9 protein-coding genes are annotated in these 12898 nt (G+C 61.1%); 5 read left to right on the top strand and 4 right to left on the bottom strand.

Annotated features, from left to right (window positions below; genetic code table 11):
- Positions 1-359: 359 nt before the first annotated feature.
- Complete coding sequence (locus OW493_RS03505; protein ID WP_289863311.1) at positions 360-1892, bottom strand: sigma 54-interacting transcriptional regulator; 1533 nt, start codon at positions 1890-1892, stop codon at positions 360-362.
- Between the two features lie 246 nt (positions 1893-2138).
- On the opposite strand from OW493_RS03505, the gene OW493_RS03500 reads away from it, so the two are divergent.
- A complete protein-coding gene (locus tag OW493_RS03500; RefSeq protein WP_289863310.1) occupies positions 2139-2891 on the top strand; it encodes a hypothetical protein in 753 nt (250 codons plus the stop codon).
- Positions 2892-2910: 19 nt separating this feature from the next.
- Positions 2911-3348: a hypothetical protein gene (locus tag OW493_RS03495; RefSeq protein WP_289863309.1), complete on the top strand. Its 438-nt coding sequence runs from the start codon at positions 2911-2913 to the stop codon at positions 3346-3348.
- A 49-nt stretch (positions 3349-3397) separates the two neighbouring features.
- Here OW493_RS03495 and polA read toward each other — a convergent pair whose 3' ends face one another.
- Positions 3398-6286: a DNA polymerase I gene (polA, locus tag OW493_RS03490; RefSeq protein WP_289863308.1), complete on the bottom strand. Its 2889-nt coding sequence runs from the start codon at positions 6284-6286 to the stop codon at positions 3398-3400.
- Positions 6287-6629: 343 nt separating this feature from the next.
- On the opposite strand from polA, the gene OW493_RS03485 reads away from it, so the two are divergent.
- The 3 genes from OW493_RS03485 to speA all read left to right on the top strand — a co-directional run bounded on the left by OW493_RS03485 (position 6630) and on the right by speA (position 10189).
- Entirely contained in the window at positions 6630-6959 is a 330-nt protein-coding gene (locus OW493_RS03485; RefSeq protein ID WP_084209457.1) for a DUF2782 domain-containing protein, read from the top strand.
- Positions 6960-7164: 205 nt separating this feature from the next.
- A complete protein-coding gene (locus OW493_RS03480; RefSeq protein ID WP_084209458.1) occupies positions 7165-8127 on the top strand; it encodes a homoserine kinase in 963 nt (320 codons plus the stop codon).
- A gap of 163 nt (positions 8128-8290) precedes the next feature.
- Positions 8291-10189: a biosynthetic arginine decarboxylase gene (speA, locus tag OW493_RS03475; RefSeq protein ID WP_077378572.1), complete on the top strand. Its 1899-nt coding sequence runs from the start codon at positions 8291-8293 to the stop codon at positions 10187-10189.
- A 199-nt stretch (positions 10190-10388) separates the two neighbouring features.
- Here speA and OW493_RS03470 read toward each other — a convergent pair whose 3' ends face one another.
- Both OW493_RS03470 and thpD read right to left on the bottom strand, forming a co-directional pair.
- The gene (locus tag OW493_RS03470; RefSeq protein ID WP_289863307.1) at positions 10389-11129 is read right to left on the bottom strand and encodes a fumarylacetoacetate hydrolase family protein; all 741 of its coding nucleotides are present in this window, start codon (positions 11127-11129) and stop codon (positions 10389-10391) included.
- 218 nt (positions 11130-11347) lie between these two features.
- A complete protein-coding gene (gene thpD / locus OW493_RS03465) occupies positions 11348-12454 on the bottom strand; it encodes an ectoine hydroxylase (protein WP_338080399.1) in 1107 nt (368 codons plus the stop codon).
- Positions 12455-12898: the final 444 nt, after the last annotated feature.

The following is a 12898-nucleotide window of genomic DNA, read 5'->3' as shown; positions in this document are numbered from 1 at the left end:
ACTTACCCATTGACAACGCAAGCGCCTGACCACGCCACAACAATTCCAATGATTTCAGAGAGCTACGAGAGCCAATCACGCACGTGTAGCCGCACGATGTCCTCGATGCCGCCATCCACGCTCGGCAGCGTCCGGAAAGCCGGACACGCGGGTCGCCAAGGCTGCGACCAAGGTCGCGCGCTGACATGAATTCGGTCTACGACTCCAGTCGAATATGCCGATAGTGGAAGGCAGACCCCATGCGGGCAGGCACGGCGTGGGGTGGCGAGACACGCAAAGCGTCCGGAATTCCGGTCATTGACCGAGTTTCCGGACGCTTTGCCCCCACGTCTGTGGCGGGAAGGTGAAACCACTCTCGATCAGGGCGTTTCGGCCAACAGGCCATGACGGTTGAGCTTCTCGTAGAGCGAGGACTTGGCGATGCCGAGCTGACGGGCGGCGCGGGTGCGATTGCCCTCGGCGGCAGACAGGGCGGCCTCAATCAGGCGTCGCTCGGTCTGCGCCATCGCCTCACGCAGCGAGCCGGTTGCCACTGGCGTGTCGGAAGCAGCAAGCACGTCTGAATCCGAGGGGGGTGTGGATAATTCAGTCCGGCGGGCATCGCCATGCCGCGCATCGCCATGCCGGGCACCGATAGCATCCGGCAGATCGGTCGGCTGGATATGGCTGCCGCCCAGATAGAAGGCGGCTTCGAGGACGTTTTCCAGCTCGCGCACGTTGCCGGGCCAGTGATGGGCACACAGGCGCTCCAACGCGGCCTCGGAGAGTATCGGCGGACGACGGCCACTACGACGCGCCAGACGTGACAGCAGATGCGTGGCCAGGGTCGGCAGGTCGTCACGGCGCTCGCGCAGCGGCGGCACCTGCAGTGGCACCACGTTGATGCGATAGAAGAGGTCTTCGCGGAATTCGCCGCTCTCGACCAGCGCCTCCAGCGGGCGGTGCGTGGCGGCGATGACTCGTACATCGACGGTGACCAGCCGTGTCGCGCCGACCGCCTCGACCTCGCGGTCCTGCAGCACGCGCAGCAACTTGGCCTGCATCGCCAGCGGCATGTCGCCGACCTCATCGAGAAACAGCGTGCCGCCATCCGCGAGCTGGAACTTGCCGGGCTTGCCGCCTCGCCTCGCGCCGGTGAACGCGCCTTCCTCATAGCCGAACAGCTCCGCCTCCAGCAGCGCTTCGGGAATCGCCGCGCAGTTGAGCTTGATGAAGGGCCCCTTGGCACGCGCCGAGCTGCGATGCAGCGCATGGGCATACAGCTCCTTGCCGGTACCGGACTCGCCACGGATCAATACCGAGGCGCCGCCGGGGGCGATCTTGCGTACCTTGCTGGCCAGCTCCCGCATCGCGGGCGAATCCCCGATGATGTCACTCAACTGCCAGCGCGCGCCGTTGGGGGTTTCCAGCGCCTGACGGTAGTAGTCCACCTCCGCCTCCAGCGCCTGGACCTGAGCATTCACCTGCCGCCATTCCCAGGTGTCGTGATAGAGCACCGAGCCGATGGCGCCGATCAGCTCGCCATCGCGGAAGATGGGGTAACGGTGGGCAATCATGTGGTGGCCACGAATCAACTGCAGCTGGGCCAGCTCCGCGCGTCCGCTTTCCAGCACCTCATGCATGCGGGTGTTCTCGATCACCTCGCTGACATCGCGCCCCAGCACCTCGCTGGCCTCCACCCCGAGAAACTCGGCATAGGGGGCGTTCAGAAACTGGATACCGCCCTGGGCATCCACCACCACCACCCACTCCTCCACCGCATCCATCGCGGCTCGCAGCAACTCGCGACGCGCCCGCTCGACATGAATCGAGGTGGCAGGTGAATCGTTGCGCAGCGGAGCAGCCGCCTTCGCTCCACCCGCCGCGCCTGACACTGGCATCTGCTGAGCCATCACCGACTCTCCCTTGGCGTGTCCGGTCATCGTGGGTAGCCGTCATGCTGCCACCAACACCCGCCGGATCTGATTGTTGTGTGCCGCGCCATTCCGCGGCCAGCGTCCGGAAAACCGGACACCACCCACAGCATCGGCCTACTGCCGCCAGGGATCAACGTAGCCAGTGGTCGTAGACAGCTACACATATTGATTAAAACCACCGAAAACCTATATTCAAAAGACGCCACTAATAAAGAGAAGGTAATGAATAGAATTTTTGGCAGAGGTCCAAATTCACAACATAATGCTTGCGTTGGTAATAATGGGCAGCCAGATGCAATTGATTATGCTAAAGGGTATTCAACTGCTGCAAAGATGCTAATAGATACTTATCTAGAAAATAGTACATCTATCTTCCAAGACCAACTTGTTTACCCTATTTGCTTTAATATGCGACACTCAATAGAGATAATACTAAAAAATGAAATCTATAGATCGATCGAAATAAATAGAATCAAAGGAATTGAAGTTCATTTCAACAACAATAAATCCCACGACATTAATATAATATGGGAGTTCTTGTTTACGTATTTAATAATGTTAGACAGGCAATACAAGCCAATTCTAAATACGCTTAAACCGTTAATAAATGAGATTGGTAGCGTAGACCCCACTGGCCAGACATTTCGGTACCCCGAAAATGTCGACGGACACAGACATCTAGTGAAAGTTAGCCTTATCAACATTGAGCGACTAAAAATTAATTTTGAAATCATTGAAAAACTTTTAACAAGATTAGTAAGTCTTAGCGATACGGTTTTCAGTGACTATAAAACCAATACATATACTAGAAATTTATCAAGAAATGATATAAGGGATATATCAACAAGGCTACCCCCTAAATACAGCTGGCCAAGCACACAACTTACTGAAGCAAAATATGAGATAATAAGAAACTACAAGATAAGCAATACTGAATATAAAAAAATGCCTGCAAATAATTCAATCACACCATGAGTTTAGCGCAAATATTGGCTTGGAGCTTGAGCTTGACAGCCTATCTGAGAACGACATTAACCAACTATGTAAAACTTGGAGAGAAACGCATGGAAACACATCACCCCAATCCCGAAATAGAATAATTACCACACAAGAACTGCGCAAAGAGATTGACGCAGGCTCTAATAGAGGTGAGGTCTTTGAAGCTTTCAAAGAAACTTTAACTATAGATAAAGTTGTGGAAATAGAGTCGCTATTTTATTTTGGGTACGAATTAGATTACAGCGAAAAATACTTAGAGAAAGTAGAACGTCTTTTTAGTGAATACACTATAAGAGCCAGTGAAGAACACGACTTACTTGAAATAGCTATCTCTGAAATCTTGGACAAAGTAAATGCTCTAGAAAATATTAAAAAATCTCTCTGCTTCTTAAACCAGACCAAATTGGCCAATACTATAAACACAACCAAATAAAAACCCCGCCGAAGCGGGGTTTTTGTTATTGCTTAAAGAGTCCGTCGCATTAATGCGCTTCTTCCCAGTTATCGCCTTGCTCGACTTCGACGAGCAGCGGGACATCGAGGGAGGCGGCGTTCTGCATGCGCTGGGCGACGTCTTTCATGAAGTCTTCGACCTGCGCTTCAGCGACTTCGAAGACGAGTTCATCGTGTACCTGCATGACCATCATGGCGTCATACGCCTTGTCACCGTCATTGCCCGCCAGCCAGGCGTCCACGTCGATCATGGCGCGCTTGATGATGTCGGCGGCGCTGCCTTGCATCGGGGCGTTGATGGCGGTGCGCTCGGCGGCGCTACGACGCGCGTGATTGCGCGAGCCGATTTCCGGCAGGTAGAGACGACGGCCGAAGATGGTCTCGACATAGCCCTGCTCGGCGGCGAGGTGGCGAGTGTCTTCCATGTAGGTGGCGACGCCCGGATAGCGCTCGAAGTAGCGTTCGATGTAGGTCTTGGCCTGGCCGGGGTCGATATCCAGCTGACGCGAGAGGCCCCAGGCGGACATGCCGTAGATCAGTCCGAAGTTGATGGCCTTGGCGCTGCGACGCTGGTCACTGCTGACACGCGATTCCTCGGTGCCGAAGACTTCCGCGGCGGTGGCGGCGTGCACGTCACGGTTGTCGGCGAAGGCCGAGAGCAGCCCCTTGTCACCGGAGAGGTGCGCCATGATGCGCAGCTCGATCTGCGAGTAATCCGCCGCGACGATGCGATAGCCGGGGCGTGCAATGAAGGCCTGACGAATACGACGGCCCTCCTCGCTGCGCACCGGGATGTTCTGCAGGTTCGGATCGGAAGACGACAGACGCCCGGTGGCGGTGACGGCCTGATGGTAGCTGGTGTGCAGGCGGCGCGTGGTCGGGTTGACCAGCTGCGGCAGCTTGTCGGTATAGGTGCTCTTGAGCTTGGTCATGCCACGGTGACGCATGATCAGCTTGGGCAGCGGGTAGTCCAGCGCCAGCTCCTCAAGCACGGCTTCGGCGGTGGACGGCGCGCCCTTGGGGGTCTTCTTCTTGACCGGCAGCTTCTGCTCCTCGAAGAGGATCTCGCCCAGCTGCTTGGGTGAGGAGAGGTTGAACTCGCGGCCCGCCAGCTCGAAGGCCTGCTTCTCGATGTCGTGGATCTGCTCGGTCAGCTCACGCGTCTGGGCGTGCAGGCGCTCGGGGTCGATCGCGACGCCGTTGCGCTCGATGCGCGCCAGTACCGGAATCAGCGGATATTCGTAATCACGCAGCACCTCACCCAGACGCCCCAGTTTCTCGATGCGCGGCATCAGCAGCGCGGCGAGGCGCAGGGTGATGTCGACATCCTCGCAGGCATACGGCATCGCCTCTTCCAGCGCGATCTGGTCGAACGTCAGCTGCTTGGCGCCCTTGCCGGCGATGTCGGTGAAGCTGATGGTGCTCTCGCCCAGGTACTTGAGCGCCAGCGAGTCCATGTCGTGACGGGTCGCGGTGGAGTTGAGCACGTAAGACATCAGCATGGTGTCGGCCAGCGGACCGGCCACCGCGATGTCATAGCGCGCCAGCACCTCGATGTCGTACTTGAGGTTCTGGCCGATCTTGGTGATGGCGCCATCGGCCAGAATCGGCGTCAGCGCCTCCAGCACGACCTTGCGCTCCAGCTGCGCAGGGGCATCCAGATAGCTGTGGGCGACGGGGATGTAGACGGCCTCGCCGACCTCCAGCGCCATGCCGATGCCGACGATCTCGGCTTCCATGTAGTTGAGGCTGGTGGTCTCGAGGTCGAAGCACAGCGAGGTGGCGTTGCGCACGCGCTCCAGCCACGCGTCCAGCTCGGCCTGCTCGGTGATGGCGCGGTAGTTGCGCTCCTCACGCGGCGGCAGCGCCTCGGGCATCTCGTCCTCGTCACCCGCCCCATCCAGCTCAGGCGTCGGTGCAGCGGCGGTCTTGCCCTTGCCGGAGGCCTTCTCCGCGACGGGCGCGATGCTGTCGCCGAACAGATCACCGCCGGCGACACCGCTGTCCTTCTCGTCGGCGTGCGGGGTGGCGGCCATGTCACCGCCTTCCAGCAGCTCCTTCAGCCAGGCGCGGAACTCCATCTCCTTGTAGAGCTCGACCAGCGCGGCGGTATCCGGCGCGGCGATCGCGAGGTCATCCAGGCCATGCTCCAGCTCGCAATCCAGCTTGATGGTGGCGAGACGATAGGAGAGATAGGCATCCTCGCGGTGTGCTTCCATCTTCTTGGCCAGGGTCTTGGCGCCGCGGAAGCTGAGCGTCTTGATGCGATCGAGGTCACCGTAGATGGTGTCAAGACCGCCGCCCATGCCCTGCAGCAGGCCCAGTGCGGTCTTCTCGCCCACGCCCGGCACGCCGGGGATGTTGTCGACCTTGTCGCCCATCAGCGCGAGGAAGTCGATGATCAGATTGGGCGGAATGCCGAACTTCTCGGTGACGCCGTCCACGTCCAGCGTCTCGTTCTTCATGGTGTTGACCAGGGTGATGTGCTCGTTCACCAGCTGGGCCATGTCCTTGTCGCCGGTGGAGATGACGGCGTCACGCCCGGCCTCGGTGGCCAGTCGCGCAAGAGTGCCGATGACGTCATCGGCCTCGACACCTTCCACGCACAATAGCGGCAGACCCAGCGCACGAACGCAGGCATGCAGCGGCTCGACCTGCAGGCGCAGGTCATCGGGCATCGGCGGACGCTGGGCCTTGTATTCCGGGTACATGTCATCGCGGAAGGTCTTGCCCTTGGCGTCGAACACCACCGCCATGGGGCTGTCCGGATACTGGCGGATCAGGCTCTTGAGCATGTTGATCACGCCCTTCACCGCGCCGGTGGGCAGGCCCTTGGAGGTGGTCAGCGGCGGCAGGGCATGAAAGGCACGATAGAGGTAGGAAGATCCATCGACGAGAACGATCGGCGTGGCGGCCATGAGCAGTCGCATCCGTAGGCTGAAGGGTGAGCTTGGGACAAGCAGAGTCGGGGCCGAAACTCTCTCGGCATCAATGGCTGTCATGATACGCAAGGGCTGCGGCGAGGCACAGTCACGCCGCGGGCATGGACCGGCTTTCGGGCAGCTCCCGGGGGCAGTGAAATCGTGCACGCGGCTGACAAGAGTCGTAGACTGCGCCCATCAGGCAAGGTTTCTGGCCATCGCCGATTCGCTTGCCCTCCGCACGCTTGCGCACAGAATCTTTGCGCTCAGGACTTTTGTGTACGGGGCCTTGTCGCCAGTCTCCCTGCGATGAAGGCTCACGTGTTAAAGGAGGAATGCCATGCGCACGACTGCTTCGATTGCTCCGCACCCGACGCTGCGCCTGCCCACGCTGCTGGCGAGTGCTCTGCTGCTGGTCATCACCGCGCTGGGCGCCCCGCTGGCCGTGGCCGAGAGTGATGCCCCCAAGCCACAGGTCACCAGCCGTCAGCAGGATGACCGCCAGCTGCGTGAATACCGCGTCAATGGCCATCTGTACGCCATCGAGATCATCCCCAAGGGGGGCACGCCCTTCTTCCTGCTCGACAGTGATGGCAACGGCAACTTCACCCGTTCCAGCGTGTCGCAGGCCAGTCAGCTCAAGGTGCCCGGCTGGGCGCGGAAAAAGTGATAAGCTCGGCATTGCGGGTCACGCGGCATCTGACCCGGCAGTGACGGGCATCATGCCCGGACCGGACGCATCCCTTGCGCTCGGTCCGGGCATGGAGGTCTCCCTCCTGCCTACCGACAACAACTCCTGTCAGCGCATTGCCGCCGCGTCGGTCCAGCGGCGCGCCACTGATGGGGCGGACACATTTCGGCGAGAAGAGTCACCCATGGCAGTCTTTACCCCCCTGAGCGAGGCTCAGGTCGCAGAATTTCTGGCAGAGTACGATGCAGGCACGCTGACATCGCTGGAAGATGTCGCCCACGGCACCGAAAACTCGACCTTCTTCGTCACCACCGACCGCCGCGAGATGGTGCTGACCCTGTTCGAGCAGGGCGAGCATGAGGAACTGCCCTTCTTCGTCGAGCTGCTCGATTTCCTCGCCGGCCACCAGCTGCCGGTGCCCGGCCCGTTGCATGACCGCGAAGGTCAGGCGCTCAAGACGCTGGCAGGCAAGCCGGCGTTGCTGTTCCCGCGCATGCCGGGCAAGTGGCCCGTCTCGCCCAATGTCGCCCAGTGCCGCGAGATCGGTGCGGCGCTGGGGCGCATGCACGCCGTCTCGCAGCACTTCACCGGCCAGCGCCCCAACACCCGTGACCTGCATTGGATCAAGCCGATGCACCACAAGGTGCTGGCCTATCTGAGCCCGGAAGACCAGGCATTGATGGCCGACGAGATCGATGTCTGCGAAGACGTCTTCAGTGGCGTCGACCTGCCACAGGGCGCGCTGCACGGGGATCTGTTCCGCGACAACACGCTGTTTGACGGCGATCGCCTCGGCGGCATCATCGACTTCTACAATGGCTGCACCGGCGACCTGATCTTCGATCTGTCGATTCTGGTCAATGACTGGTGCTCCAATGACGATGGCCGTCTGGATCAGGCGCGTTATGACGCCCTGCTCAGCGCCTATCTGGCCGAGCGTCCGATGAACGCTGACGAACGCCGCCTGTGGCCGAGCATGCTGCGCATGACCGCGCTGCGCTACTGGCTGTCACGCCTGCTGGTGGTCTACGTGGACCCGCCCGCTCACAGCCTGACGCCGAAGGACCCGGCGCAGTATCGCCAGTTGCTGGGCCGGCGCATCGAGGAAGGCGCCCTGCCGCTGCCCGACGCCACCCAGCCGGCCTGAATGCCCACGCAAGTGGCAAAGCGATTGCCTGCGCCTCCCCAGCAGGCATAATGCGCCCCCTGAGCGCCCGCATCCGTGCGGGCGCCATTGTCTTCTCCGACGCTGCCCACACCGCTGAGCACCGCCGGGCTTGCCTTCACGCCGTCCATCTCCGGAGACCGCGATGACCTCCTTTGCAGCCGAAGCACGCCGCACCTACAACATTGACCAGTGGGGCAGCGGCTATTTCGATGTGGGCCAGGATGGCCTGACGCTGGTGCGCCCCCATGGCGAACCGGGTACGCCTGCGCTGCCGCTGATCTCGCTGATCGACAAGGCCCGCGCCCAGGGCCTGCGACTGCCGCTGCTGATCCGCTTCGCCGATATCCTGCATGACCGTGTCGAGCAGCTGTGCGCCGCCTTCGATGCCGCCATCAGCTCACGCGGCTATGGCGCCAGCTACACCGCCGTCTATCCGATCAAGGTCAACCAGCAGCGCCGCGTGGTCGAGGAACTGCTGGCGACCAGCGAACGCTCGCGCGGGCGTGTCGGCCTGGAAGCGGGCAGCAAGCCGGAACTGCTCGCCGTGCTGGCGCTGTCGGACAATGGCCCGTCGGTCATCGTCTGCAACGGCTACAAGGACCGCGAGTACGTGCGTCTGGCGCTGATGGGCGAGAAGCTCGGCCACCGCGTGCACCTGGTGGTCGAGAAGGCCAGCGAGCTGGAACTGGTACTGGAAGAAGCTGAACGTCTCGGTGTGCGGCCGCGCATCGGTCTGCGCGCGCGCCTGGCCACCATCGGCAAGGGCAACTGGCAGAACACCGGCGGCGAGAAGTCGAAATTCGGCCTGACGGCGAGCCAGATCGTCGCGCTGGTCGAGCGCCTGCGCGAAGTGGATGCGCTGGACTGCCTCAAGCTGGTCCACTTCCACCTCGGCTCCCAGATCGCGGACATCAGCGACATCCAGCGCGGCCTGGCCGAGTGCGCGCGCTTCTATCAGGGGCTGCATGAAGCCGGTGCCGGCGTGGAAATCGTCGATGTCGGCGGTGGCCTGGGCGTGGACTACGAAGGCACGCGCTCGGAAAGCGCCTGCTCGCTCAACTACTCGATGCGTGAATACGCCGACTATGTGGTCGGGGCGTTCCACGCGGTGTGCGAGGCGCATGATCTGCCGCATCCGCACATCATCTCCGAATCCGGTCGTGCCCTGACCGCTCACCACGCCGTGCTGGTGACGGACGTGATCGGCGAGGAGCGTGTCGACCTGCCGCTGCCCACGCCGCGTGAGGATGATCTGCAGATCGCTGCGCTGTGGACACAGGCCGCGCGTCTGGAAGGTGCGCTCGAGCCACGTGAGCTGGTGGAGATCTACCACGCCGTGGTGCATGCCCAGCATCAGGTGCAGGAGCGCTTCGTGATGGGGCTGGCGAGCATCGCCATCCGTGCCGAGGCGGAGGCCATCTACACCAACGTGTGTCGCAGTCTCGCCGGGCGCCTCGATGCGCGCCAGCGTTCGCACCGCGCGGTGCTCGATGAGCTCAACGAGAAGCTGGCCGACAAGCTGTTCGTCAATTTCTCGCTGTTCCAGTCACTGCCGGACATCTGGGGCATCGAGCAGATCTTCCCGATCCTGCCGCTGACCGGTCTCGACCGCGCGCCGACCCGGCGTGGCGTGATCCAGGACATCACCTGCGACAGTGATGGCCGCATCGACACCTATGTGGATGACCAGGGCCTGGACGCCACCCTGCCGCTGCCGGAATGGCATGCCGAGGAAGAGAAGCTGCTCGGCTTCTTCATGGTCGGCGCCTATCAGGAGATCCTCGGCGATCTGCACAACCTGTTCGGCGATACCGATTCCGTGGATGCCAGCCTCGACGACGAGGGCCAATGGCAGCTTTCCCATGCCATCCAGGGCGATAGCGTGGCGCAGGTGCTGCGCTACGTGAACTTCGACCCGGATCAGCTGGCGGCACGCCTCGCGCGTCAGCTCAAGTCATCCAATCTGAACGCGCTGGAACAGGCAGACCTGCTCGAGGACCTGAAGGCAGGTCTGGAAGGATATACCTACCTGGAGAGCTGAGCCCTTCCGTCATTGAGCTGATCTCTGCTTCAGAGATTCGAGCCCGGAAAGCAGAAGCCCAGAAAGCAGCAGCCCAGACAGCAAAAGCCCCTGCCGGAATCCCGACAGGGGCTTTTTTTAACCCGCTCAGGGCTGTTTTCAACTCGCTCAGGGCTGCCTCAGAGCCAACTCACGTCAAGGCTCGAGACAGACCGAGGCATCATGCCACGCCGCGAGTGCGTGTCTCGACACGCAGCAGCTCGCCGCTGCCATCCGGGGCATCCAGCGCCAGTGCCAGTGCCAGCGCCTGATCCGGATTCAGCTCGCCAACCCCTTCCGGCGTACCGGTCAGTACCACGTCGCCGGGCAGCAGCGTGAAGCTGTGGCTGATCTCGCTGAGCAGCCGCGCGACAGGGAACAGCATCAGACGGGTATCCGCCTGCTGACGCTGCTCGCCGTCGATGGCGAAACGATACTGCAGTGCCTGGAAATCGACATCATGCAGTGCGCCTTCGCCATCACGCCAGCGCGGGCCTTCCAGCGCGACGAAGGAGGACAGAGGACAGCTGCCGTCAAAGGCCTTGGCCAGTTCCCACGGCTGGCCCTTGGCCTTGAGCTTGCTCTGACGCTCACGCAGGGTGAGATCCAGCGCCAGCCCCATGCCGGCCAATGCCTCCAGCGCCTCGTCTTCACTCGCCTCGCACAGTGGCTTGCCGATCAGCAGCGCAAGCTCAGCCTCGTAATGGTACTGGCCACGACGCTTCGAGAGCGGCAGCGGCTTGTCCATGGGCACCACACTGGTGGCGGGCTTGATGAACAGCAACGGCTCGCTGGGCACTTCATTGCCGAGCTCCGCGGCGTGGGCAGCATAATTGCGCCCCACGCACACCACCTTGCCGAGATCATGGGCAAAGACACGACCATCGCTGAAACGTGGGGTAAAACGCTGAGCAAGCGGCATGCAGAACTCCTGTCGGGGCGTGATGGATGATCAATGAGAGATGATCGATGAGAGATGTCTCAATCTTACGCCGCCCCGCCGGTTTGCCACTACCACACCAACGTCCGAGATTTCGCCGCCTGAACGCAACCCCGGGTTGTGCAGTTCAGTCCACTGGCCTGCTCAGCCTTTCGGTCTTTCCTTTCGCTTGCTCACGCTGGCGATCTATCACGCGCGGCTCATTTTTCCAGTTCATCCCAGCCACCATCGGCACGGTGGGCCAGAAATTCAGGGCGCGGACGAGAGGCCGCGAACGGCGCCTGCATGGCATTGTCGACACGGTTGTAGACGAAGAAGGCGTTGCTGCGCGGGTCCGGCGACATGTTGGCGTTGGAGCCGTGCAAGGTGTTGCAGTCAAACATCAGCAGACCACCCGCGGCACCGGTGGGCGCCTCGATGCCACGCTCGGCGACCAGCTCTCGCAGCGCTTCGCGCGAGGGCACACCGACTTCCTGTGCCTGCAGCGAAGACTTGTGATTGTCTTCCGGCGTCTCGCCCAGGCAGTGCACGAAGACTTCGTGCGAGCCGGGGATCAGCATCAGCGGGCCGTTGAAGTGGTGATTGTCATTCAGGATGATCGAGGCGCTGACCGCACGCATTTCCGGCATGCCATCCTCGGCGTGCCAGGTCTCGAAGTCCGAGTGCCAGTTGAAGCCCTTGCCCTCGAAGCCCGGCTTGTAGTTGATGCGCGACTGATGGACATAGACATCGCCACCCAGAATCTGGCGCGCGCGATCCACCAGGCGCGGGTCTTCGGCAAGCTGGCGGAAGCGCTCCGACAGGAAGTGCACGGCGAAGATGGAGCGGATCTCGCGGCTCTTGGGCTCGGTGATGGTGAAATCACGACCCTGGAGATCTTCCTGCTCCAGCAGCGCAGCCAGTTCGGCCTTCAGCGTCTCGACTTCTTCCGGGGCCAGGAATTCCGGCTCGAACAGGAAGCCATCGCGCTCGAACCGCTTGAGTTGCTCAGCCCCCAGCGGCCCCTCGTCGGCGCGCGAGTGCACGACGGGCTCGCGGCGCTTCTGCCACAGGTGCTGCGGTGGCTGGCTCAGACGCGTCGGGTAGGCGTCGCGCGAGTGAGAGGAGCCTCGGTCGCTGCCTGACTTGTCCAGATAGGCTTCCGGCGCCTGATCGCGATCGGCATCGACCTGACGGACACCCAGACGCTGATTGGAGGACTCTGCGCCATCGCTGGCGTTGCTGCCGTCCATCTCGTGGTGGTGGCGCTGCTTGGACGAAAGCGCAGCGGTGGCGTTGTACGAGGTCATGTGGCGTGAAGCTGTCATCTTGCTCTCCTTAAGGCATCAATGGCTTGCATTGAGGAAAGAGGAATCCGGCGTTCTATTCCTGCGGCTTGGCCGCACTGTCCCACCTATGGGCCATGACACAGACTTCAACCCCATGAATCATGAATTAATCACAGACGCCTGATCCCCGAGTTCGTTAAAAGACCATTCAATCGCGCACTACCCCCGCCATCACCGTTCTCGCGAAAACATGAGACCTCCTGTGTCTCACGGATGACAAGATTCCTCAGTCACCCCGATAGATCATTTCATCATTCACGCGGTGGCCACGCGCCTCATGCATGAAAGACATCATGACTCATATATCGCCTCATTCCTTGTCATGGCCTCCTGACAATTCACCCCAATACGCTTCGCCTTTTGCAAATCGCATCGCGAATGATCACCAGACAATAAGCGTAAGTTGTTGTGAACTATTGTGAA

It is taken from the genome of Cobetia sp. 14N.309.X.WAT.E.A4 (assembly GCF_030397495.1).
Lineage (GTDB): Bacteria > Pseudomonadota > Gammaproteobacteria > Pseudomonadales > Halomonadaceae > Cobetia > Cobetia marina.
Note: the sequence above shows the minus strand (reverse complement) of the source record. Positions and strands in the feature narration are given on the sequence as shown.

What these genes read in the sequence shown, in the direction of transcription:
- OW493_RS03505 (WP_289863311.1), bottom strand. Translation starts at nt 1,892, where the DNA reads ATGGCTCAGCAGATGCCAGTGTCAGGCGCGGCGGGTGGAGCGAAGGCG.
- OW493_RS03500 (WP_289863310.1), top strand. Translation starts at nt 2,139, where the DNA reads ATGAATAGAATTTTTGGCAGAGGTCCAAATTCACAACATAATGCTTGC.
- polA (WP_289863308.1), bottom strand. Translation starts at nt 6,286, where the DNA reads ATGGCCGCCACGCCGATCGTTCTCGTCGATGGATCTTCCTACCTCTAT.
- OW493_RS03485 (WP_084209457.1), top strand. Translation starts at nt 6,630, where the DNA reads ATGCGCACGACTGCTTCGATTGCTCCGCACCCGACGCTGCGCCTGCCC.
- OW493_RS03480 (WP_084209458.1), top strand. Translation starts at nt 7,165, where the DNA reads ATGGCAGTCTTTACCCCCCTGAGCGAGGCTCAGGTCGCAGAATTTCTG.
- speA (WP_077378572.1), top strand. Translation starts at nt 8,291, where the DNA reads ATGACCTCCTTTGCAGCCGAAGCACGCCGCACCTACAACATTGACCAG.
- OW493_RS03470 (WP_289863307.1), bottom strand. Translation starts at nt 11,129, where the DNA reads ATGCCGCTTGCTCAGCGTTTTACCCCACGTTTCAGCGATGGTCGTGTC.
- thpD (WP_338080399.1), bottom strand. Translation starts at nt 12,454, where the DNA reads ATGACAGCTTCACGCCACATGACCTCGTACAACGCCACCGCTGCGCTT.